The organism is Chitinophaga polysaccharea, from assembly GCF_007829335.1.
GTDB lineage: Bacteria > Bacteroidota > Bacteroidia > Chitinophagales > Chitinophagaceae > Chitinophaga > Chitinophaga polysaccharea_B.
The window spans coordinates 611999-634505 of the sequence record NZ_VIWO01000002.1 but is presented as its reverse complement, the minus strand read 5'-3'; the positions used below and the strand labels follow the sequence as shown (position 1 = coordinate 634505).

Sequence of the window (22507 nt, the reverse complement as noted above, 5' to 3'; positions counted from 1 at the left end):
GTCTTCCGTTGACTATAGCTGTAGTAATATAGTAAACGTTTCTGCCTTTTTCTAGTTTTTTTTACCATCCTTGATTCTGATCAAATTTATTCAGTCGTACTTCTCTTTCAGGAATCGGATACAATAACTGGAACGGCTGTATGTTATAGGAAGCAGGGCTTAGCCTGGACAACCGTTTCTTTTCTTCGATACCATGCGCCATCATTACGGAAATGGCTTTGCCGGTGCGCAGCAGCTGGTACCAGCGTTGATCTTCAAACGCAAGCTCTACCCGTTGTTCATGGAATACGGTATCTCGGAAGGCCGCCTGGCTCAGGGCCGGGAGCGGATCCAGGCCCGCGCGTTTGCGTACGGGATTGATATACTGCAACGGATCGCCGTTGCCGGTTTCATTCACTGCTTCTGCCAGCATCAGCAATACCTGTGCATAGCGGTACACCGGCCAGTTTTCGTTGGAACGCCCGTCTAATGCATAAGGCGGGTGGTAGAATTTTTTGATCAGCGGCAATTTACCACCGAAGGCCACTGACTCGGCAAATGCGGCGTTGGTGGGGCTGTCGTACATATAAATGGAAGCATCTTTTCTTTTGTCTTTGGCCTCATACGCATTTACGATGCTGGGCGTGGGAATGTTGTTGCCGCCCAGGTTACCGTTAAAGCCGGTGAGATCTTTCTTCCCGTTGCGTGGTCCGAAAATGAAGATGAAGTTGCTGCTTTCTGTTTCCAATCCGGCATTGTACTGCACTGCAAAAACAGATTCTGAGTTATTTTTTTTAGCAGGATCAAAATTATCTGCATAGTTATCTACCAGCGAATAATTCAACGTAAGCACCTGTTGCAGGGTGGTTACCGCTTTAGCATACTCTTTCCTGGTGAGATATACATCGCCCAGCAGTGTTAGTGCTGCGCCTTTGGTAGCCCTTCCGGCTTCGCTGGAGGCGTAGGTAGCTGGCAATCCTGCGGCGGCATCGGTAGCATCGGCAATGATCTGCGTATATACTTCTTCTACGCTGGCACGCTTGGGAGTGGAAGCCTCTTCCGGGCTGGCTACTTCTTTCACCAGCAAGGGCACTGCTCCGAAAAGACGTACCAGGTGAAAGTAATAGAGCGCCCGGAGGAATTTGGCTTCGCCGAGATACTGTTGTTTAGTTGCGTCATTAGCAAATTTTACGTTATCAATACGACTAATGATTACGTTGGATTGCTGTATGTTTCTGTATAACTGTGCCCAGGTATTATTCACGTAGTTATTGCTGGCAGTGATCAGGAATTCGTCTATCTCTTCCCTTTGCTGCGCACCGCGATCACTTTCATCGTATTGATAGTTGGTATTGTCTGACCGCATTTCTGCCATGGCCCAGTAGTCGCTCTTATACAGGTCCTGCAGCACACCATAACAGCCATTTACTGCACGTAGTACCTGCGCCTCTGAAGTATAGTAGTTGGAGCCGCTGGAGAAGGAGTTTGGCTTTACATCGAGCATACTGTTACAGCCATTCATGGCAATCGCCAGGAGCGTGATTAAAGATATTTTAGTTTTCATGTTGCTATGCTTTTAGAGGCTGAATTAAAAAGAGAGGTTGGCGCCGAGTGAGTAAATTCTTGGTACAGGATAGTTGGAATAATCTATACCCGGTACCAATGCGCCACTACCGCCCTTACCCAGGTAGTTGGTCACTTCCGGATTGCCGCTGTAGTGGGTAAACAGGATGGCATTCTGCACACTTACATATAAGCGGGCGCTTTGCACAAATCCGAATTTCGGAAAGCTGTATCCCAGTGTAATATTTTTTATCCAGGCGTAGTTGTTCTTTTCTACAGTCAGGGAGCTTACATCGCGGTACATCACGCGGCCACGCCCGGAGCCATTGGTGGTAGGCACTTTGCCGTTGCCGGGATTGGATTCTGACCTCCAGCGGTTAGCTACATCTTTTCTTACGTTAAATACGCCATCTATATTACCATTGTAGTCGTTGGTGGCATGTAAGCGGTCGGCTCCCATAGAACCTACTACCAGTACCCGCAGGTCCCATTTTTTATAGGAGAAGGTGTTGGTCATACCCCAGTTAAAGTCGGGATATGGGTTACCAATGATGGCGAAATCTTCCCGGGGATTAATCACCCCGTTGCCGTTGATGTCTTTAAACCGGATATTACCCGGGATAGCGCCGGGGAAGGCGGGGCCTTTATCTACTTCGGCCTGGTTTTGATAAATGCCGTCAAATACATATCCGTACAGCATGGCCAGCGGTTTGCCTACTATACTGATATTGGTAGGATTACCCTCGCTGCTGTTGCCGGAATAAATAGGCGCATTATCTTTACCCAATGCCAGCACCTTGTTGCGGTTAAAGGCGATGTTGAAGTTGGTGCTCCAAGTCAGCGATTTGGTTTCTATGTTCCGGGAGCTGATGCCAATTTCCAGGCCCCTGTTTTCCATATCGCCTTTGTTTTCCGTTACGTTGCCAAAGCCGCTGGACTGAGGAATTTCTACATTCAGCAACAGTTCCTGGGTATTTCTTTTATAGGCATCGATGGTGAAGTAGAGACGGTCTTTCAGCAATCCAACGTCAACGCCTATATTTAGTTCTTTCATTTTTTCCCAGCCCAGGTTCGGGTTGCCGAGAGAGTTCATCACGCGGCCGCCGGCCAGCGCCCCACCGAGTACATAGTCGCTGGTACCGATGTTGCTCATGTAAGAGTAGTTGCCAATATTGAAGTTACCGGTAAATCCATAGGAGGCCCTTACTTTCAGATCGCTGATCAGGCGGGACGACTTCATGAATTCTTCCTGTGATAAGCGCCAGCCCAGGGCTACCGAAGGAAAGGTGCCCCAGCGGTTGTTGGCGCCAAACCGGGATGAACCGTCTGCCCTGACGGTAGCTGTCACCAGGTATTTATCCTTGTAGGCGTAGTTAACCCTTGCAAGATACGACAGCAGGGCCCATTCTGTTTTGTCGGTGCCGCCGGTAATGGTAGCGGCGGCATTTAATGTTTTGATATCGTCATCCGGGTAGTTGGCGCCGTTAAAGCCGGCATAGTTTTCTTTCTGTGATTGAACGGTATATCCTAACAGACCGGTAAAGGCATGTCCATTGCTGGTATTGTACTGGTAAGTAAGTGTGTTTTCATTTAGCCAGTTCAGGTAGTTACCGCTGGAATAGTTGCCACTGGGGATGCTGGGAGGCGCCGCGTTGGTGTTGCCAATGGTGGAAGGCCGGAAGTATTCTGCACTGCCTTCCTGGTAGTCGACGTTGAAGGTGGATTTAAATTTCAGGTTCTTTATAATTTCATATTCGCCATACGTGTTGAATAGTATGCGGGTGCTTTTAGACCGGTTTACAATTTCATTGAGCATCATTACCGGGTTGGGTAAACCGAAAGTACCCGGGCTTTGTATGAAGGCGTTATAGCTGCCGTCTTTATTATAGATGGGCTCTATGGGACTGGCAATGCCGAATACGCCGTCGCGGCCTTCGCCGTTGGTGCCGCCTTTACGGGTAGTGTAGGAGGGGGCTACATTAAATCCTATTTTGAAACGGTCGGAGAGGTTGGCGTCTACATTGGCTCTGACAGAATAGCGCTGGTAGCCGGAATTGATGATCACACCATCCTGGTTGAAGTAACCGGCAGATACATAGGTTCTTATTTTATCGGTACCGCCGCTTACGCTTAGGTTGATGTCCTGCATAGGCGCTACGCGGGTAATGGCATCAAACCAGTTGGTGCCTTCGCCAATCAGTTCGGGATGGCGATAAATTTCGGGAATGTCGGCATCGGTAGGTTCGCGGTGTTCGGTGAAGCGTATATTATCTTCGATAGATTCTTTCCTGAATTGCGCGAACTCTTGTCCGTTCATCAGGTTGGGACGTCCTTTCTGCGGAATCCGTTGCGAGCCGTAGTTGGCAGAAAGCTGTACGGTGGGGATACCGGAGCTGCCTCTTTTAGTGGTGATCAATACTACGCCATTCGCTCCCCTGGAACCGTAGATCGCGGTGGCAGATGCGTCTTTCAATACCGCCATGGACTCGATGTCCTGGGGATTAATCGCATTCATAGGGTCCGATACCTGATCGGAAGAAGACGCCAGCGGGTAGCCATCCACTACGTACAATGGCTGGCTGCCGGCGCCCACGGCACCGATACCGCGTACCTGTACCTGCGGACCACCACCGGGAATACCATTGGAGGTACTCACCTGTATACCGGCAATCTGTCCGGATAATGCCTGGTCGGGGCCTGCCACCGGCATGTCTTTTACGTTTTTCATTGACACAATGCCTACGGATCCGGTAACGTCTTTTTTCTGTTGGGTACCGTAGCCAACTACCACCACCTGGTTGAGCACTTTGTTGCTCGGCTCCAGTTGGAGGCTTATTTTAGTGCGGCTTCCCACCGCTACTGTTTTGGAGATGTACCCGATGATACTGAATACGAGCGAGTCAGTGCTGGCAGCGGCAATGGTGTATCGGCCATTGGCGTCGCTGAAAGTTCCCTGGCTGCTTCCTTTTACGCCAATAGTTACGCTGGGAAGCGGGGAACTGGTACCTACATCGGTGACCTGTCCGCTGATATTGCTTTTCTGCGCATAGCTGTTGTACACACAGCAAAACATAAATAACGAGAACGTGGTGCCAAAAGGTACGAGAATAAGTGGTCGTTTACGATAAAGACTGAATGCTTTAATCATAACAAGTGGAATTTGTGGTGATGAAACGGCAATGATTTACGGAATCCAATTTAGTCGAAGAATAATATATTCCTGTCCTGTTGTGTCCTGTACTGTCCTGTACTGTCCTGTATCAATCCCCCATTTTTAGGGGACTTTCGGATGGATGGCGTATGAAAAGCACAAAAAAAGCTTTAATTTTCGCTTCACTTATCCGATGTTAAGCATTGCAAATCGGAAGTATATCGCTTATAAAATCCGATCCATGAGAATGAAAAAATTGCGTTTACCACTAGTGGCATTATTTGCCCTGTTAAGTACCAACACTTTTGCCCAGCAACAAACAGTAGACACGGCCAAGCAAAGAAAACAGTTTGAAGAACTGATGAAGCAGGATTGGGCTTGCCTGAAATGTTTCCAGGAAGAAAATACCAAAGTAGCGCCTCCAAAGGCAGGAGAGCAGCGGATTGTATTCATGGGTAACTCTATCACGATTGGCTGGAAGAATGCCCACCCGGATTTTTTTGAAGGGAAGCCTTATATCAACCGGGGTATCAGTGGTCAAACCACCTCCCAGATGCTGATCCGCTTCCGGCCTGATGTGATTAACCTGAAACCAAAAGTGGTGGTGATTTTAGCAGGTACCAACGATATCGCCGGCAATACGGGCTACACGCCGGTGGAAACTATCTTCGGCAATATCGTATCTATGACGGAGCTGGCAAAGGCCAACGGTATTAAAGTGGTACTGTCAACGGTATTGCCGGTATATGAGTACCCCTGGAGAAAGGGTATGGGTATCGATGCTGTAGGGAAAATTGCGGACCTTAACCAGCGCCTGAAAGACTATGCCGCTAAAAATAATTGCGTATATCTTGATTATTTTTCCGCTATGGAAGATGATAAAAAGGGGTTGAAAGCGGAGTTGACCTACGATGGCGTACATCCGAATAAAGCCGGTTACCTGGTGATGGAACCGCTGGTAGAAAAAGCAATCGCTACTGCACTCAAAAAGAAATAGATGCTCATCAGAATATTATTGTTGGCGGGAATATTTTCCGGCGTACCAGCATGATTGTGTTGGAAAATGTGGCATGGAAAGAGTCGGACCTGTCACATGGATTTTCGTTTGAGAAAGACATCCTGTCGCTGATATCGCCGGCGGTGAAGTAAAATCACTGATGGCAGCATGTTATCGCGATAATTTGTTAAAATTTTCTCAACGTGTTTTTAAATCCGGACATTTTCCGCTAACTTCATTTCTCACCAAAGAAAAGGAGGTATTCATGTTATCTACAGTATATTCATGGACACCTGCGGTTGATTTAGTTTAACCAAAGGGGGCTCCATTTAAGCACTGTTAACGCTTTGGCGTTAAAGGCATCCTGGCATCGCCGGGATGCCTTTTTCTTATACTGCAGGGGCCGTAATAGTATATTTTATATTTTTGTGAGATGAATAATGAATCGTTAAACCCCAAAACTAAAATTTAAGTAATATGGCTTTTATTATGGTGGATGTAGAGTGTGATGGCCCTATTCCCGGCGACTACTCCATGATTTCCTTCGGTGCCGTACTGGTAAATGATACGCTGGACGAAACCTTTTACGGACAGCTAAAACCTATATCTGACAAGTTTATTCCCGAAGCATTGGCCGTATCCAACATTACCCGCGAAGAAACCCTGACTTTCGGCGATCCGGTAGCAGTGATGACACGTTTTCGCGACTGGATAACTTCGGTCAGTAACGACCGCCCCATTTTTATCAGCGATAACAACGGTTTCGACTGGATGTTTATCTGCTGGTATTTTCATCATTTCCTGGGTGAAAATCCCTTTGGACATAGCTCCCAGAACCTGGGTAGCATGTACAAGGGCCTGATGAAGGATACGTTTAAAAACTTCAAACATCTGCGTAAAACCGCGCATACGCATCATCCCGTAGATGATGCCCGGGGAAATGCAGAAGCCCTGCTGACCATGAAAAAGGAATTAGGGCTTAAAATAAAGTGGTAACCACCTTATCGCAGGTTTTTTGCCGGGTTGACCAACCCGGCTTTAATCGCCTGGTAGGCAATCGTGATAGCAGCAATAACGATCGATAAAATAATTGCTGCCAGGAAAATGCCACCGCCGATATGCGTCTGGTAGGCAAAATTTTCCAGCCAGCGTTGCATTACATAGTAAGTAAGGGGACCGGCGATGCAGAAAGCGACGATAATCAGGATAATAAATTCTTTTGCAAATAAGCCCACAATACTCCATACCGTAGCACCTAATACTTTTCGGATACTCATTTCTTTAGTACGTTGTACCGCCGCATAAGCTACCAGTCCATAAAGACCAAAACATCCAATCAGGATAGCCAGGAAAGAGAAAATCCGGAAGGCAGTGTATATTTTCTGTTCCTGTTTATACATGTCAGCTATCCGGTCGTCGAGAAAGCGGTAGGCAAACTGGTTATCAGTAAAAATAGCCGACCACACTTTGTCGATGGCCGTAATGGTTTTACCCATATCGGTGGGTTGAATCCTGATATTGACTGCGCCGAATGCGTCAGGCTCATTGATCAGCACACAAGGCCTTCTTTGTTTGTACCGCGATTCACTCTGGAAATCACGCACTACGCCGGTAATGAGACAGGTATTGCTGTTTAAGTTGAAACGCTTTCCTATGGCCTGTTGCGGGTCTTGTATATGTATCTTATGCATCAGGGTTTCATTCACGACGACTTGTCGCACTGTATCGCCTTCCCTTTGCCGGTGAACATTTTCTCCCGCCAGTATTTTTATATCAAACATGGGAAGATATTGCTCGTCGATGAATTTAATTTCTGTAACATCATTTTTGGTGATGCCGGCATCGGGACAGGTAAACGGGGCAAAGGCATTGTTGGACACCGGATCGCCGGAGCCAAAACTCATTTGTTGAATGCCCGGATTTGAGGCCAGTTGCTCACGCATCACCTCCCGTTTTGTTTCATCCGGCAGGGGGATGGAAATCACCGCTTCCTTATTGAAGCCCAGGTCCTTGTTCTTTAGAAAATCCATCTGGTAGCCTACGATCAGCGTTCCGGCAATGAGTACCTGGGATATGCCAAATTGGGCGGATACCAGCACTTTACGAAGTCCTAAGCCTTTGAAGCTGATACTGGTATTGGCTTTTAAAGCATTGGTGGGGTTAAAGGCGGCTTGTACAAAGGCGGGATATAACCCTGCCAACAGTATAACCGTTACCGTTATAGCTGCCAGCACCCCCAATACGACGGGCTGCAACAGCTGGGATACCGGTATGCTTAAATCCATCCAGGTGGCTACCAGGGGCAGGAGCAGCAAGGCCGATACAAAACCCAGTATCACCGATATCAGCACCAGTACTGCCGTTTCCGACAGGAATTGCAATACCAGCTGTCCCCGGTAAGCGCCCAGCACTTTGCGCACACCGGTTTCCCGGGCCCGGCGTATGGCCTGCACTGTGGCCATATTGATGAAATTGATACAGGCCGTGATGATGATGAACAAGGCAATAGCCGCCAGCCCCCAATAGGTGGTTTTGCTGGTAGTGGTGTTACCGGGACTGGAAATATAGCGTTGGTCGAAATGAATATCTTTTAAAGGCTGTAGAATCAGCCTCGTGGTTTTACTGATATCAGCCCCCCAGTTTTTAGCAATGAAACCGGGCATCTTCCGTTGTAACTGTTCAATAGTGTAGTTTTCAGGCAACACCACAAAGGTATTGCCCCCCATAATGCGGAAGAATGCGTTGTCGGTTAATACCAGCTTCTTTACGGTTTCAAAAGACACCAGCATCGAAAATGCCAGGCTGGAATTCGATGGTACGTCGTTAATTACGCCAATAACCTTCAGATCGAACTTATTATCGAGGTTAATGAGCTGCCCAATGGGGTCTTTATCTCCAAAATATTTCTGCGCAGTACTCCTGGTCAGTACTACTTCATTAGGCCCTGAGAGGGCATTGCGCGGGTCGCCGGACAGCCAGCTGAAATCAAATACCCGGAAGAAGTCGCCATCGGCAAAGGCATAGCCTTTCTGATTGTACCGCGTGTTACCCACTTTCATCAACCCTTTTTCCCGGTACCAATACTGTGATACCAGCGGCAGTTCGGGAAAATCATTCCGTATCGCTGGTGTAACCGCCATAGACACGCTGGGATTATAATCCAGTTCGTTGAAGGTTACCCGGTAAGTGCGGTCTGCTTTCTGGTGGAAACTGTCGTAACTAAGCTCGTTCCTTACAATCAGGAATATAATCAGGCAGGCGGCTATGCTCAACGCCAGTCCGAAGGCATTCAGGAACGTATAGCGTAGATGATGGCTGATGGCTCTGGCGGCGGTTTTCAGGTAACTGCGGAACATGTAACGGGTTTTATGAATCAGCCCATTCTTCCACTATTTTAAGACCAGGATTCCGGTACTATATTTTTAGCTGAGTTATGTATTTTAATTATTGAAATGTGTCCGTAATTGTGATATAAGATGTCCGATTCCGGACATTACAACGATGCCCGCATGGTAACGTAAAACGGTACTTCAATTTGCGCTCTCGAATGATCCTGTATCAGTTGTGCTGCCATTTCTCCCATACACCGGAAATCAGTGGAAATAGTGGTGATACCATTCAGGATATATTTCTTCAAAGGTGTTTCGTTATAGGAAATCACCCCCACATCTTTTCCTATCTGCAGATTCAGCGAAATAATCCGTTCGATAAGCGAAACGAGGTCATTTTCGCGGAGATTGATATATACGTCGCCCGGCTGTATATCTTCTTCCGAAATCTCATTTACTTTTTTACTGGTAAAAGCGTAGTTCTGGCAAAACTGCACAAACCCTTCATAAATTTCTTCCGGGTAATACGTGTTTTCCGGGTAAATAATTTTTAGGGTGTGATACTGCTGCAGCTTGTCCCTGGCCTGTTCCAGCGCGCCATAGATGTCTTCCTGGAAGTTCTCATACACGGCGCCATATTCACCCGTAACGCCTTTCAGCTTTTTATCCAATAATATCAGCTTTTCTTTAGGGATGGTGTTAATTACCTCGTCTACATGCTCCCAACGCTCCCGGAAATGCGGAAGTATCACGATATGGGTATACTCGTTGATGTTCTGGGACAGCAATTTTTTAAACAAACTGAAGTCGCTGTTGTAAATATAGAAGTCGATGTTCGCCTGTTCGCCTAACTTATCCGCAAAAGAGTCGTAGATGATTTTTTTGTGCTCACTCAGTTTGTTGAACAACAGCAATATTTTATATTGTTGGTCCAGGTTGGTTTGTTGTACATAATACCCCTTACCAGGTACCGATCCCAGGATGCCCAGGCCCTTCAGGTATTTATAGGCCTTTTCAGCGGTATCCCGCGATATCTCGAAGGCATAGCTTACCTCGTTGATAGAAGGCAGTATATCATCCTGTTGTACTTTCTGATCTACAATAGCTTTGATAATGGAATTAGCCAGCTGATAGTATTTAGGAGTGGCGGAAAAGTCATCTATAAACAGGTATTTAAAAATCGGATGTTGCTTCATGATGCGTCAGTTATTAATCTTTCCGTGGAATCAGTGATCAGCTTTTCGGGACAATGATAGTGATTTAATTCTATAAATGGTAGCGGGTGTGGGAAGCATGACAGTACATGACAGTTTAAAAATGTACAAGCTTTATTTTTATGAAATATTAGTTTCCACGTTACAAATCAGTACATCATTATGCAGGCTTTATTGGGAGTTTTATTCCACTTTATAGGTGGTTTTGCATCCGGCAGTTTTTATATCCCTTACAAGAAAGTGAAGGGGTGGAGCTGGGAGAGTTATTGGATAGTGGGAGGCATCTTTTCCTGGCTGGTAGTGCCGTTGTTTGCTGCCTGGCTAACGGTGCCGGGTTTCCTCGATATCATAACCGGCACAGAAGGCCCCGTGCTTTTCTGGACCTGGTTCCTGGGCGTTTTATGGGGGATTGGCGGTTTAACTTTCGGGCTGTCTATGCGCTACCTGGGCATGTCGCTGGGGATGGCGGTAGCACTGGGTTTTTGCTCTGCGTTTGGAGCGCTCATTCCTCCCATTTACCGGCAGTTGTTTACCAGCGATGCCAATACCCTGAGTGCCATGTTCCATACCAGCAGGGGAATTTATGTGCTGTTGGGCGTGGCAGTATGCCTGGTGGGTATTGCCATTTGCGGCCGGGCAGGGATGATGAAGGAAAAAGAACTGTCTGAGGAGCAGAAAACAGCCAGCATACAGGAGTTCAATCTCCGTAAAGGATTGGTGGTAGCCATTGTTTCCGGTATCCTGAGCGCCTGTATGAGCTTCGCTATCAGCGCCGGCAACAGTATGGGAAAGGCGGCGGTAGCCAACAACGCCAATCCCCTCTTTAAGAACAATGTTATCTTTGTCATTATTATGTTAGGTGGGTTAACTACCAATTTTATCTGGTGTATGATCCTGAATAGCCGCAACCGCTCCTTCGGTGATTATACCAACAAAGAAACCCCGTTGGTAAAGAACTATTTGTTCGCCGCCATTGCCGGCACTACCTGGTTTTTGCAGTTCTTCTTCTATGGCATGGGCGAAAGCAAGCTGGGCAACGATGCCAGTTCCTGGATACTGCACATGGCCTTTATTATCCTGATTTCCGGCATGTGGGGATTTGTGCTGAAAGAATGGAAGAACGCCAGCAGGAAAACATTCTTCACTATTTCATTTGGTATATTCACCATCATCCTGTCTGTTATACTCGTAGGATATGGTAATTCACTTGATTATTAACCCGCAGTATTACCGCAATTAAAAACGTTAAAATTATATAGTATGTCTATAAATGGAACCACTACGCAATTCAGGCATGTAAGTTATTTATGGGATGAAGCAACAGCCGCCGCCATGGCGGGTGATGAAGTTGCCTTGCTGATCTATCGTTCCAATTTGCTCGGCGCCGACCTGCGACTCACCAACTATGGGGGAGGAAATACTTCCTGTAAAGCAATGGCTAAAGATCCGCTCACCGGCGAACCGGTAGAAGTGATGTGGGTAAAAGGTTCCGGCGGCGACCTGGGCACACTCCGCAGAAGCGGGCTCGCTGCATTATATACAGACCGGCTCCGCAGCCTGCAACATATTTATAAAGGCATTGCGTATGAAGACGAAATGGTGGAATTGTTTAACCATTGCATCTACGATCTCAGCTCAAAAGCGCCTTCTATCGATACTCCGCTGCATGGTTTTCTTCCCTTCAAGCATATTGATCATTTGCATCCGGATGCCGCCATCGCGATCGCTGCCGCGAAAGACGGAAAACGCATCACACAGGAATTGTTCAATGGCACCATTGGCTGGGTGCCCTGGCAAAAGCCTGGTTTCGACCTGGGCTTACAACTGAAGCAATGCCTGGACGAAAACCCCGGTATACGCGGAATTATGCTGGGATCTCACGGGCTCTTTACCTGGGGAGATACTGCTTACGAAAGCTATATCAATACCCTGGAAGTGATAGAACGTTGCGCAGAATACCTGGAGGCCAACATGGGACGTCATAAACCCGTTTTCGGCGGGCAGGCGATCGCCTCCCTGGAAGAAGCGCAACGCCACTCCCAGGCCGCCGCACTCGCGCCTGTATTAAGGGGCTATTGCTCTTCTCAACAGAAAATGGTGGGCCATTTTACCGACGACGCCCGGGTATTGGAATTCATTAACTCCAACGACCTGCACCGGCTGGCGCCCCTCGGCACCAGCTGCCCCGACCACTTTCTTCGTACCAAAATCAGCCCACTGGTACTCAACCTGGCTCCTGAGGCTAACCTCAGCGATGTGCCAGCAGTAAAAGCCGCATTGGAGCCGCTGTTCGATGCCTACCGGCAAATGTACACCGACTATTACAATACCTGTAAACATCCCAATAGTCCTGCGATGCGCGACCCTAATCCGGTAGTGATCCTGTATCCCGGCGTAGGCATGTTTACTTTCGCAAAGGATAAACAAACCGCCCGGGTAGCAGCCGAATTTTATATCAATGCCATCAACGTAATGAAAGGCGCAGAAGCGGTATCAGAATATACTTCCCTGCCACGCCAGGAGGCATTCAATATCGAGTACTGGTTGCTGGAAGAAGCTAAATTGCAACGCATGCCTAAACCCAAAGCGCTCACCGGTAGAGTGGCCCTGGTAACCGGCAGCGCCGGTGGTATCGGTAAAGCTATCGCAAAAAAGTTTGCCGAAGAAGGCGCCGTGGTAGTGATCAACGACAACGATGCGCAGCGACTGGAAAGCGCCCGGGAAGAGTTTAACCGGCTCTATGGTAAAGATGTATTTGCGGCCGACCTGCTCGATGTTACAGACGCTGCTTCTGTACGTAAAACCTATAACACCGCTGTACTGGCATTTGGCGGCGTAGATATCATCGTCAATTGCGCCGGATTATCGATCTCCAAACCATTGGAAGATCATACGGAAAAAGATTGGGACCTCCTGTACGATGTACTGGTAAAAGGACAATTCCTCGTTACCCAAACCGGCGTAGATATTATGCGCAAGCAAGGCACGGGCGGCGATGTGTTGAATATTGTCAGTAAAAATGCACTGGTTTCTGGTCCTAACAATGCGGCATACGGCTCCGCTAAGGCAGCCCAGCTGCACCTGAGCCGGCTCAATGCCGCCGAATTGGGCAAAGATCGTATACGCGTCAACGTTGTAAACCCCGATGCGGTTATTTCTGATAGTAAAATATGGGCCGGCGCATGGGCAGAAGGCAGAGCCAAAGCCTATGGGGTGAAAGTGGAAGAGCTGCCGGCATTTTATGCCAAACGCACGCTCCTCAACGAAATTATTGTGCCGGAAGATATTGCCAACGCCTGCTATGCTTTTGTAGGCGGATTGCTGAACAAGGCCACTGGCAATGTACTCAATGTAGACGGTGGGGTAGCCATGGCTTTTGTAAGATAGAAGCTGTATTTTATGAATTCCTTAAAATGACGATCAATGCGTATAGCCCAACATAAAATAGATGATCATAACCAGGCGTTGATGGCCGCCCATCAGCGTGCATTTCAATACCTCTCCGGGGAAATTGACCACGTACAGGATATCATTCAACAGCTGGTGGCTTTCCAGGTAGGTATTCCCAGCTGGGCGCTGGGCACCGGTGGTACCCGCTTTGGCCGCTTCCCCGGTGGTGGCGAGCCCCGCAGCCTGGAAGAGAAAATTGAAGATGTAGGATTGCTGCACCAGCTGAACCAATCCAGCGGCGCCATTTCCCTGCATATTCCCTGGGACACTGCTAATAACCCGGCGCATATTAAAGCCGTAGCGGCCCAAAACGGGATCCGTTTTGATGCGGTGAACTCCAATACCTTCCAGGACCAGCCCGGGCAAACACATAGCTATAAATTCGGCTCCCTGCAACACGTTGATAAAGCGGTACGGCAGCAAGCCATTGACCATAACATTGAAGTCATCCGCCAGGGGATAGCCGTAGGTTCCGACGCTCTCACGGTATGGCTATCGGATGGCTCCTGCTTCCCCGGCCAGCTCAATTTCCGGCAGGCGTTTCAGCGTACGCTGGAAGGACTCCGGGAAATTTATGCCGCCCTGCCCGATAACTGGAAAATGTTTGTAGAGTATAAGGCGGCAGAGCCCAACTTCTATTCTACTACGGTGGGCGACTGGGGACAATCCTATCTCTTTTCCAGTAAGCTCGGCCCGAAGGCCTATACGCTGGTGGATTTAGGCCATCACCTGCCCAATGCCAATATAGAACAAATCGTAGCGCTGTTGCTGATGGAAGGAAAGCTCGGCGGTTTCCATTTCAACGATTCCAAATATGGAGATGATGATCTGACGGTAGGTAGCATCAAGCCTTATCAGCTGTTTCTTATCTTCAACGAACTGGTGGAAGGCATGGATGCCCGGGACATGAATCATGCAACCGACCTGGGATGGATGATCGATGCTTCTCATAATGTGAAGGATCCACTGGAAGATCTGCTACAGTCGGTAGAAGCCATCATGATCAGCTACGCACAGGCCTTGCTGGTAAACCGTAAGAAACTGCTGGCAGCACAGGAACAAAACGATGTGGTAACCGCACAAGAGGTATTGCAACAGGCTTTCCGCACGGATGTACGGGCGCTGGTAGCCGCTGCCCGTCTACAGGCAGGAGGCGCGCTGAACCCGCTGGCACTCTATCGTGCTGAAAAGGTAAGAGAAGAGCTGATCCGTGAGAGAGGCGCAAAAACGATGGCCACTGGTTTGTAACTTTAGAAAGTATCATGAGCGAAATTCCCGTTATAGCAATTTTTGACGTTGGTAAAACCAACAAAAAACTGTTCCTCTTTGATGAACAGTACCGGATCATTTTTGAGCGGACAGCCCGTTTCATGGAAACTGTGGATGAAGATGGTGCGCCCTGTGAGAACCTGGAAAGCCTTCGCCTGTCGGTGTTTGACTCGCTAAGGGAAGTATTCCGGAAAAAAGAATGGCAGATTAAAGCCATTAATTTTTCTACCTATGGCGCCAGCCTGGTGTACATAGATGAAGAAGGGCGCCCGCTTACTCCGCTGTACAATTACCTGAAAGCGTATCCTGCTGCGCTCAGTGAACAATTTTACCACCAGTATGGGGGAGCCACTGCATTTTCGGTGCAGTCGGCTTCCCCGGTATTGGGAAGCCTTAACTCCGGTATGCAGCTATACCGGCTCAAGTACGAACAACCAGACATCTACCGGCAGGTGAAATACTCCCTGCATTTGCCGCAATATATGAGCTATCTCTTAACCGGTGTGGCCTGTGCAGACATTACCAGTATTGGCTGTCATACCAACCTCTGGGATTTTCAACGGAATAATTATCATAAGTGGGTAACAGAAGAAGGGGTGCTGGGTAAGCTGGCGCCTCTTTTTTCTTCCAATGAAGTAATGCCGGCGGCCTTTCCAGGTAACAATTACCTGGTTGGCACCGGTTTGCACGACAGCTCCGCAGCGCTGATTCCTTACCTGGTCAACTTCCAGGAACCATTTGTATTAATTTCTACCGGCACCTGGTGTATCAGTCTCAATCCCTTTAACGATACGCCGCTTACCACAGAAGAACTTGAGGCCGACTGTCTTTGCTATATGACCTTCCAGGGTAAGCCCGTGAAGGCTTCCCGTCTCTTTGCCGGCTATGAGCACGAGCAACAGGTAAAACGCATTGCGGCGCATTTTAATCAGCATACCGGCAGGTACCGCAATATCGACTTCGACAGCGATATGATTCGCCGGCTGAAAGCGCGTAACCAACAGGAAACGCCGATACCGGCAGCAGAGAAGAAAGTATTGCAGTCCTCCGAATTTGAACAACGGGACCTGAACACCTTTGCCTCCGATATCGAAGCCTATCACCAGTTAATGCTGGATATCGCCCATCAGCAATATATTGCTACAAAAAGAGTATTGAGCGGGGACAAGGTAAAACGTATATTCGTTGACGGTGGCTTCAGTAAAAATGCGATTTACATGAACCTGCTGGCAGCTTTTTTTCCAGAGATAGAAATCTTTGCTGCATCAATGGCGCAGGCTACCGCCATGGGAGCCGCACTGGCTATACATGGCGCCTGGAACAGTAAGCCCCTGCCCAACAATTTGATAGAACTGAAGTACTATTCATTGACGCATGATGTATCTTTATGAAGATTTGATTATCACTACGCTCAATATCAACAACTATGCGCGCCCTGTTAACTTTTTGCTGCTGCCTGCTGGCGGCTATCGCCAACGCACAAACGACCTTCCCTTTATACCAAAGCCTTCCTCCAGGAGGTATTGCTAGCCCGGATGAAGAAACAAAGGATAAAGACAATAACCGCTTTTTGACCAGCGTACCCACGCTGACCAGTTACCTGCCCACAAAAGACAAAGCCACCGGCGCGGCCGTGCTGATCATACCGGGCGGTGGTTATCACGTAGTAGTGTTGCAGAAGGAAGGCAATAACATCGCCGAGTATTTTGTAAAACAAGGCATTGCGGCTTTTGTACTCAAATACCGCCTGCCTTCTGATAAAATCATGCAGGATAAAAGCAGCGGTCCCCTGCAGGATGCCCAGGAAGCCATAAAAACGATCCGGGCACGCGCGGCAGAATGGAATATCGATACTGCAAGGGTTGGTGTAATGGGCTTTTCTGCCGGCGGCCATCTCGCCTCCACATTAGGCACCCATTTCGACCGGCCGGTATTAGCCGCCAACGCCGGACTTAATCTCCGTCCCGATTTTATGGTATTGGTATACCCGGTAATCAGTATGGAAAAGGACCTTACCCATGCCGGATCGCGTAAGTTTCTGCTAGGTGAGCATCCCGACGAAACCAATATCAAATACTACTCCAACGACCGGCAGGTGACCCGGCGTACACCGCCAACCCTACTGTTTCATACCGGCGATGATAAAGTGGTGGACGTAGACAATACCCTTACTTTTTACCAGGCATTACGCCACCAGCATGTTCCCACTGAAATGCATATCTATCCCGAAGGTGATCACGGGTTTGTACTGAAGCTTCCCGCAGAGGGCTGGATGCAGATCATCATGAAATGGCTGGGTCGTACCGGTATGCTCAATCCCGGTAATTCCCTGCTACAGGGAGGTACAGGACAGTTATACTAAATCTCTTTTCTATTTTGGGAAATAACTTGTATGCCGGTGCGGTCGCCGGCACGGGTCACTATTCGGTGTTGTTATCACGGTAACGTATAAACGTATTCCACTATGAATTACTTTCTCTATAAAAGAACAATGATGGCTGTTGGCCTGCTGGGACTGGTGAGTGCCGCCAGCGCGCAATTGCAGCAAGGTTTTATCACGCCTCCCAATAGCATAAAACCCAGCGTGTACTGGTACTGGATGAGTGACAATATCTCGCAGGAAGGTGTAAAGAAAGATATTGAAGCCATGGTGAAAATAGGGATAGGTCGCGCTTTTATTGGAAATATCGGTTATGCGAAAGAGGAAGTACCTTATGGAACGATCAAACTTTTTTCAGACGAATGGTGGAAGGTGACCCGTACCGCTGTTAGTACGGCCTCCAGGAATGGGCTGGATATCGGGATGTTCAACAGTCCCGGCTGGAGCCAGAGCGGAGGCCCCTGGATCAAACCCTCCCAGTCCATGCGCTACCTGGCAGGTAACGAAATCACCGTCAAAGGACCTCAACAGCTCTCACAGCAGCTCCCCGCCGCTGCGCCCAATTTTCAGCAGGTAGCCGTACTGGCCTTTCCAGTACCCGCGGCCGACGAAGACGATATCAACAAACACACTCCCCACCTCACTTCTAATGCAAGCTATCAGCATATCGAACAACTGGTAGATGGAAATATAGCCGATGAAGCCATGATAGCTGGGAGTAACAAACCCGCCAGTATCAGCATTGACCTGGAAGTGAGCCAGGACTTCACCGCCCGCAGCCTGGTTATTTACCCGGCGGTTAAACCTTCGAAGGCAAATTTCGAATTACAGGTAAAGCAAAATGGGAATTGGCGTAGTGTTAAAACATTTACCTTCGACCGCAGTAACCCCCAGCCCAATGTAGGATTTAAGCCTTATGCTCCTGTAGCTGTTGCCTTTGATGCGGCTACAGGCAAGCAGTTTAGGCTAATCATCAGCAATGGCCAGCCGGCGCTGACGGAAATAAAATTGTTGTCGGCCCCGCGCATTGAACGTTATGAGGAGAAACAGCTGGCTAAAATGTTCCAGACTCCCTTACCGCTATGGAACGAATACCAGTGGCCACAGCAGCCACCGGTAACAGATGCCGCCCTGGTAATAGATCCCGCGAAAGTAGTGGACCTGACAAAAAATGTCTCTCCGGAAGGTATACTACGCTGGCAGGTACCAGCGGGTAACTGGATGGTGATACGCTATGGTATGCTACCAACCGGTGTTACCAACGCCCCGGCATCGCCGGAAGGCACGGGGTTGGAAATAGATAAGATCAGCGACAGCTGGTCGCAGCATCACTATGATTCCTTTATCGGTAAAATCCGCCAAAGTATTCCTGCTGCCGAGCGCAGTGCCCTGAAGTGGGTGGTGGCCGATAGCTATGAAACCGGCTCCCAGAACTGGACCGATGACATGGCCGAAGATTTTGCCCGGCAATATGGCTATGATCCCTTGCCCTGGCTGCCGGTATTATCTGGCAGGGTAGTGGGTAGCCCCGATCAGTCAGACCGCTTCCTGTGGGACCTGCGTCGCCTCATAGCCGACCGCGTGGCATATAAATACGTGGCCGGTCTTCGCAAAGCCAGCCATAAAGATGGGCTGAAACTATGGCTGGAAAACTACGGCCATTGGGGCTTTCCATCGGAGTTCCTGAAGTACGGAGGGCAATCAGATGAAGTGGCCGGTGAATTCTGGAATGAAGGTACCCTGGGAAATATTGAGTGCAGGGCTGCTTCTTCCGCGGCGCATATTTACGGGAAAACACGCGTAGCCGCAGAATCCTTTACCGCCGGAGGCGCCGCCTTTGTCCGCTATCCGGCACTGCTCAAGCGCCGGGGCGATTGGTCCTTCACAGAAGGAATTAATCATACCCTGTTGCATGTATTTATCACGCAGCCTTACGAAGATCGCGAACCCGGTGTAAACGCGGGTTTCGGGACAGAGTTTAACCGGAAGAATACCTGGTTTTACCAGGGGAAAGCTTTTGTAGATTATATCAGGAGATGTAATTACCTTTTACAACAAGGTAAGGCCGTGAATGATGTTGCTTATTTCATCGGGGAAGATGCCCCTAAAATGACAGGTATCCGTGAGCCGGAACTGCCTGCCGGGTATTCCTATGATTACATCAACGCAGAAGTGATCCTGGACCGGCTCCAGGTGCGCGATGGGAAGCTGGTGTTGCCGGATGGTATGAGTTATCGCCTGCTGGTACTGCCGCAGTTGGAAACTATGCGGCCCGAATTACTGGAGAAGATAGCAGCCCTGGTAAAGGAAGGCGCCACCATCCTGGGTCCCGCCCCCAAACGTTCGCCCAGCCTGCAGCATTTCCCTGCTGCTGATGCACAGGTGCGGCAGCTGGCCACTGCGTTGTGGGGGAGTGAACAAAGCGTCCGTCACACATATGGTAAAGGGCAGGTGCTCAGTGGCATGGATATGAAGGCGGCCCTCAACATCTTGCAACTCCCTGCTGATGTAGCCCAACTACCGGAAAATGTGTTGTATGCACACCGCAGTGGAGATATGGGCGACCTTTACTTCGTAACCAACCAATCCGATCAACCTATTACGTTGCATCCCGCATTTCGCGTTACCGGTCGTCAGCCGGAATGGTGGAATGCCGTTTCCGGCGAAATCCGCGATCTGCCAGAGTTTATCATGCAATCGTCGCATATCGTAGTACCGTTAACGTTAGCACCTTACGAGAGCGGTTTTGTAGTATTCAGAAAAGCCGTGGCTAATAACGGTAACGGGCATACTAACTTTCCCGAACCGGTAGTGCTCACAACATTGACGGGCGCCTGGAAAGTGAAATTCGACGCAGCAAAGCGGGGACCGGCACACCCCGTAGTATTTGAGCAACTGATCGACTGGAGTAAACATGAAAATGAACAAATCCGTGATTATTCCGGTTCCGCTATTTATGAAACCACTTTTACCGCAAATGATATACCAGCGGGCCTTGCTCTTTTCCTTGATCTGGGCAATGTAACCGCAATGGGCAAAGTAAAACTGAATGGCGCCGAGCTGGGAACCGTATGGACTGCGCCCTATCGCGTAAATGTACAGCAGGCCCTCAGGAGAGGCGTCAATAAATTAACGGTGGAAGTGGTGAATACCTGGGTAAACCGGCTGATTGGCGACAGTAAATTGCCGCCGGAAGCACGTAAAACCTGGAGTAACGTAAACCCCTATACGCCGCAGGCTACTTATCAGCCCGCTGGCTTATTGGGGCCGGTGAAGCTGGTAGCCATCAAATATTAATGAAGTAAACACAGGAAGATCAACATGAAAATAAGCACCTGGCTGGCGTCGTTCAGCGCCTTGTTATTATGGGTAAACACCCTCCGGGCACAGCTGCCGCCCGTATTTGACAGCAGCCGCATGGCAACGGTACAAACCACCGCCACCGTACGGCGTTACTTGTCTCCGGAAAAAATTACTTGGCAAACGCCCAACGCTGACGGCGCCAGCATTAGCAATGCGGCCCGCTTCCTGTTGCCGGGTAATGGCCAGGCCGACCTGGCTAATCAAAATATGTGTGTGCTGAAAAGCAGTGTCACCGCCCATCCGGCCATCCTGTTTGATTTTGGAAAGGAACTCCACGGCGGCCTGCAACTGGTAACCGGCATGTATAAAAGCGGGAAACCTATAAAACTGCGGGTGCGCTTTGGCGAATCGGTGAGTGAAGCCATGAGTGACATAGAACCATCGAAAAATGCGACTAACGATCATGCAGTAAGAGACATGGTGGTAGAAGTGCCCTGGTTGGGCAAACTGGAAGTAGGCAATACCGGCTTTCGCTTTGTGCGGATAGATCTGCTCGATGACAAGGCAGAACTACAACTCAAAGAGGTGAGGGCCATCTTCGTATATCGCGACTTGCCTTACCTGGGCTCGTTCAAATGCAGCGACGAACTGCTCAACAAAATATGGCTGACCGGCGCCTATACGGTGCACCTCAATATGCAGGACTACCTGTGGGACGGCATTAAACGCGATCGACTGGTATGGATAGGCGATATGCACCCCGAAACATCTACGATCAGCGCCGTATTTGGGTATAACGAAGTGGTGCCCCGCAGCCTCGATTTGGCCAGAGATATTACGCCGATACCGCAATACATGAACGGCATGGTATCTTATTCCATGTGGTGGGTGCTGATCCAGCGGGACTGGTATCAACATACCGGCAACAGCGCCTACCTGCAGCAACAGGCCAGCTACCTGAAAGGGCTGTTGGGTCACTTATGTAAGAAGATTGATACCAACAACAGCGAAGACCTGAACGATGGCACGAGGTTCCTCGACTGGCCTTCCAGTGAAAATAAACCCGGTATACATGCGGGATTGCAGGCCATGATGATCATGACCCTCAAAGCGGGAGCCGATCTCAGCAAAGTGCTGAAAGATGAGGCCACTGCCCGGCAATGCGAAGCAGCCATAGCACGCCTGAAAAGAAATGTGCCGGATGCCAATGGCTCCAAGCAGGCCGCCGCTTTGCTGGCACTGGCCGATTTGGTGCCGGCAGAAAAAATTAACCGGGAGATGCTATCTGCAGGAGGCGTAAAAGATTACTCCACGTTTTACGGCTACTATATGCTCCAGGCAAAAGCCAAAGCGGGTGATTACCAGGGAGGGCTAAACGATATCCGCACCTACTGGGGCGCTATGCTTAAGTTGGGCGCTACCACTTTCTGGGAAGATTTTAATATGGACTGGCTGCCCGGCGCCGCACGCATAGATACCCTGGTGCAGCCGGGCCAGAAAGATATTCACGGCGATTATGGCGCTTACTGTTACAAGGGATTGCGCCATAGCTTATGCCATGGCTGGGCTTCCGGGCCTACACCCTGGTTAACGGAGCACGTATTGGGTATTTCGGTAGTAGCACCCGGTTGCCGGGTGATCAGGGTGGCGCCTCACCTGGGAGACCTTAGGTTTGCAGAAGGTACTTTCCCAACACCCTATGGCGTGGTAAAAGTAAAGCATACGCGCCTGGCAAACGGGAAAATTCAATCAACTATCAAAGCGCCTGCCCAGGTGAAAATTATCCGGGAATAGGAGGGGATGCAGGAAACCCTTTTCAGCGGCTCCGGTACATCGGGGCCGTTTTATTCCCGGTCACTAACGTCAAAGTAT

At 49.1% G+C, this 22507-nt stretch carries 13 protein-coding genes; 9 read left to right on the top strand and 4 right to left on the bottom strand.

Annotation, left to right across the window (positions count from 1 at the left end; all coding sequences use genetic code 11):
- Positions 1–61 precede the first annotated feature (61 nt).
- Both FHW36_RS10555 and FHW36_RS10550 read right to left on the bottom strand, forming a co-directional pair.
- Complete coding sequence (locus FHW36_RS10555; RefSeq protein ID WP_145666987.1) at positions 62–1543, bottom strand: RagB/SusD family nutrient uptake outer membrane protein; 1482 nt, start codon at positions 1541–1543, stop codon at positions 62–64.
- A 24-nt stretch (positions 1544–1567) separates the two neighbouring features.
- On the bottom strand, positions 1568–4690 hold the full coding sequence (locus FHW36_RS10550) for a SusC/RagA family TonB-linked outer membrane protein (protein WP_145666984.1): 3123 nt from the start codon (positions 4688–4690) through the stop codon (positions 1568–1570).
- Between the two features lie 244 nt (positions 4691–4934).
- Between FHW36_RS10550 and FHW36_RS10545 the strand changes: the two genes are divergently transcribed.
- Positions 4935–5690: an SGNH/GDSL hydrolase family protein gene (locus FHW36_RS10545; RefSeq protein WP_246121126.1), complete on the top strand. Its 756-nt coding sequence runs from the start codon at positions 4935–4937 to the stop codon at positions 5688–5690.
- A 477-nt stretch (positions 5691–6167) separates the two neighbouring features.
- Positions 6168–6686: an exonuclease domain-containing protein gene (locus tag FHW36_RS10540; protein WP_145666981.1), complete on the top strand. Its 519-nt coding sequence runs from the start codon at positions 6168–6170 to the stop codon at positions 6684–6686.
- A gap of 5 nt (positions 6687–6691) precedes the next feature.
- Here the strand turns inward: FHW36_RS10540 and FHW36_RS10535 are convergent, their stop codons facing one another.
- Both FHW36_RS10535 and FHW36_RS10530 read right to left on the bottom strand, forming a co-directional pair.
- On the bottom strand, positions 6692–9046 hold the full coding sequence (locus FHW36_RS10535; RefSeq protein ID WP_145666979.1) for an ABC transporter permease: 2355 nt from the start codon (positions 9044–9046) through the stop codon (positions 6692–6694).
- Between the two features lie 137 nt (positions 9047–9183).
- Positions 9184–10215: a GntR family transcriptional regulator gene (locus tag FHW36_RS10530; protein WP_145666968.1), complete on the bottom strand. Its 1032-nt coding sequence runs from the start codon at positions 10213–10215 to the stop codon at positions 9184–9186.
- A 180-nt stretch (positions 10216–10395) separates the two neighbouring features.
- Between FHW36_RS10530 and rhaT the strand changes: the two genes are divergently transcribed.
- From rhaT to FHW36_RS10495, 7 genes are all read left to right on the top strand, one after another.
- Entirely contained in the window at positions 10396–11451 is a 1056-nt protein-coding gene (rhaT, locus tag FHW36_RS10525; protein ID WP_145666956.1) for an L-rhamnose/proton symporter RhaT, read from the top strand.
- 42 nt (positions 11452–11493) lie between these two features.
- A complete protein-coding gene (locus FHW36_RS10520; RefSeq protein WP_145666944.1) occupies positions 11494–13620 on the top strand; it encodes a bifunctional aldolase/short-chain dehydrogenase in 2127 nt (708 codons plus the stop codon).
- A 36-nt stretch (positions 13621–13656) separates the two neighbouring features.
- Positions 13657–14931, top strand: coding sequence for a sugar isomerase (locus tag FHW36_RS10515; protein ID WP_145666934.1), 1275 nt, complete (start codon positions 13657–13659; stop codon positions 14929–14931).
- 14 nt (positions 14932–14945) lie between these two features.
- On the top strand, positions 14946–16343 hold the full coding sequence (locus tag FHW36_RS10510) for an FGGY-family carbohydrate kinase (RefSeq protein ID WP_145666925.1): 1398 nt from the start codon (positions 14946–14948) through the stop codon (positions 16341–16343).
- Positions 16344–16378: 35 nt separating this feature from the next.
- On the top strand, positions 16379–17314 hold the full coding sequence (locus FHW36_RS10505; RefSeq protein ID WP_145666913.1) for an alpha/beta hydrolase: 936 nt from the start codon (positions 16379–16381) through the stop codon (positions 17312–17314).
- A gap of 102 nt (positions 17315–17416) precedes the next feature.
- Complete coding sequence (locus tag FHW36_RS10500) at positions 17417–20629, top strand: glycosyl hydrolase (RefSeq protein WP_145666902.1); 3213 nt, start codon at positions 17417–17419, stop codon at positions 20627–20629.
- Between the two features lie 24 nt (positions 20630–20653).
- Positions 20654–22429, top strand: a complete 1776-nt coding sequence (locus FHW36_RS10495; protein WP_145666893.1) for an alpha-L-rhamnosidase-related protein — start codon at positions 20654–20656, stop codon at positions 22427–22429.
- Positions 22430–22507: the final 78 nt, after the last annotated feature.

What these genes read in the sequence shown, in the direction of transcription:
- FHW36_RS10540 (WP_145666981.1), top strand. Translation starts at nt 6,168, where the DNA reads ATGGCTTTTATTATGGTGGATGTAGAGTGTGATGGCCCTATTCCCGGC.
- FHW36_RS10495 (WP_145666893.1), top strand. Translation starts at nt 20,654, where the DNA reads ATGAAAATAAGCACCTGGCTGGCGTCGTTCAGCGCCTTGTTATTATGG.
- FHW36_RS10505 (WP_145666913.1), top strand. Translation starts at nt 16,379, where the DNA reads ATGCGCGCCCTGTTAACTTTTTGCTGCTGCCTGCTGGCGGCTATCGCC.
- FHW36_RS10530 (WP_145666968.1), bottom strand. Translation starts at nt 10,215, where the DNA reads ATGAAGCAACATCCGATTTTTAAATACCTGTTTATAGATGACTTTTCC.
- FHW36_RS10500 (WP_145666902.1), top strand. Translation starts at nt 17,417, where the DNA reads ATGAATTACTTTCTCTATAAAAGAACAATGATGGCTGTTGGCCTGCTG.
- rhaT (WP_145666956.1), top strand. Translation starts at nt 10,396, where the DNA reads ATGCAGGCTTTATTGGGAGTTTTATTCCACTTTATAGGTGGTTTTGCA.
- FHW36_RS10515 (WP_145666934.1), top strand. Translation starts at nt 13,657, where the DNA reads ATGCGTATAGCCCAACATAAAATAGATGATCATAACCAGGCGTTGATG.
- FHW36_RS10545 (WP_246121126.1), top strand. Translation starts at nt 4,935, where the DNA reads ATGAGAATGAAAAAATTGCGTTTACCACTAGTGGCATTATTTGCCCTG.
- FHW36_RS10520 (WP_145666944.1), top strand. Translation starts at nt 11,494, where the DNA reads ATGTCTATAAATGGAACCACTACGCAATTCAGGCATGTAAGTTATTTA.
- FHW36_RS10555 (WP_145666987.1), bottom strand. Translation starts at nt 1,543, where the DNA reads ATGAAAACTAAAATATCTTTAATCACGCTCCTGGCGATTGCCATGAAT.
- FHW36_RS10510 (WP_145666925.1), top strand. Translation starts at nt 14,946, where the DNA reads ATGAGCGAAATTCCCGTTATAGCAATTTTTGACGTTGGTAAAACCAAC.
- FHW36_RS10550 (WP_145666984.1), bottom strand. Translation starts at nt 4,690, where the DNA reads ATGATTAAAGCATTCAGTCTTTATCGTAAACGACCACTTATTCTCGTA.
- FHW36_RS10535 (WP_145666979.1), bottom strand. Translation starts at nt 9,046, where the DNA reads ATGTTCCGCAGTTACCTGAAAACCGCCGCCAGAGCCATCAGCCATCAT.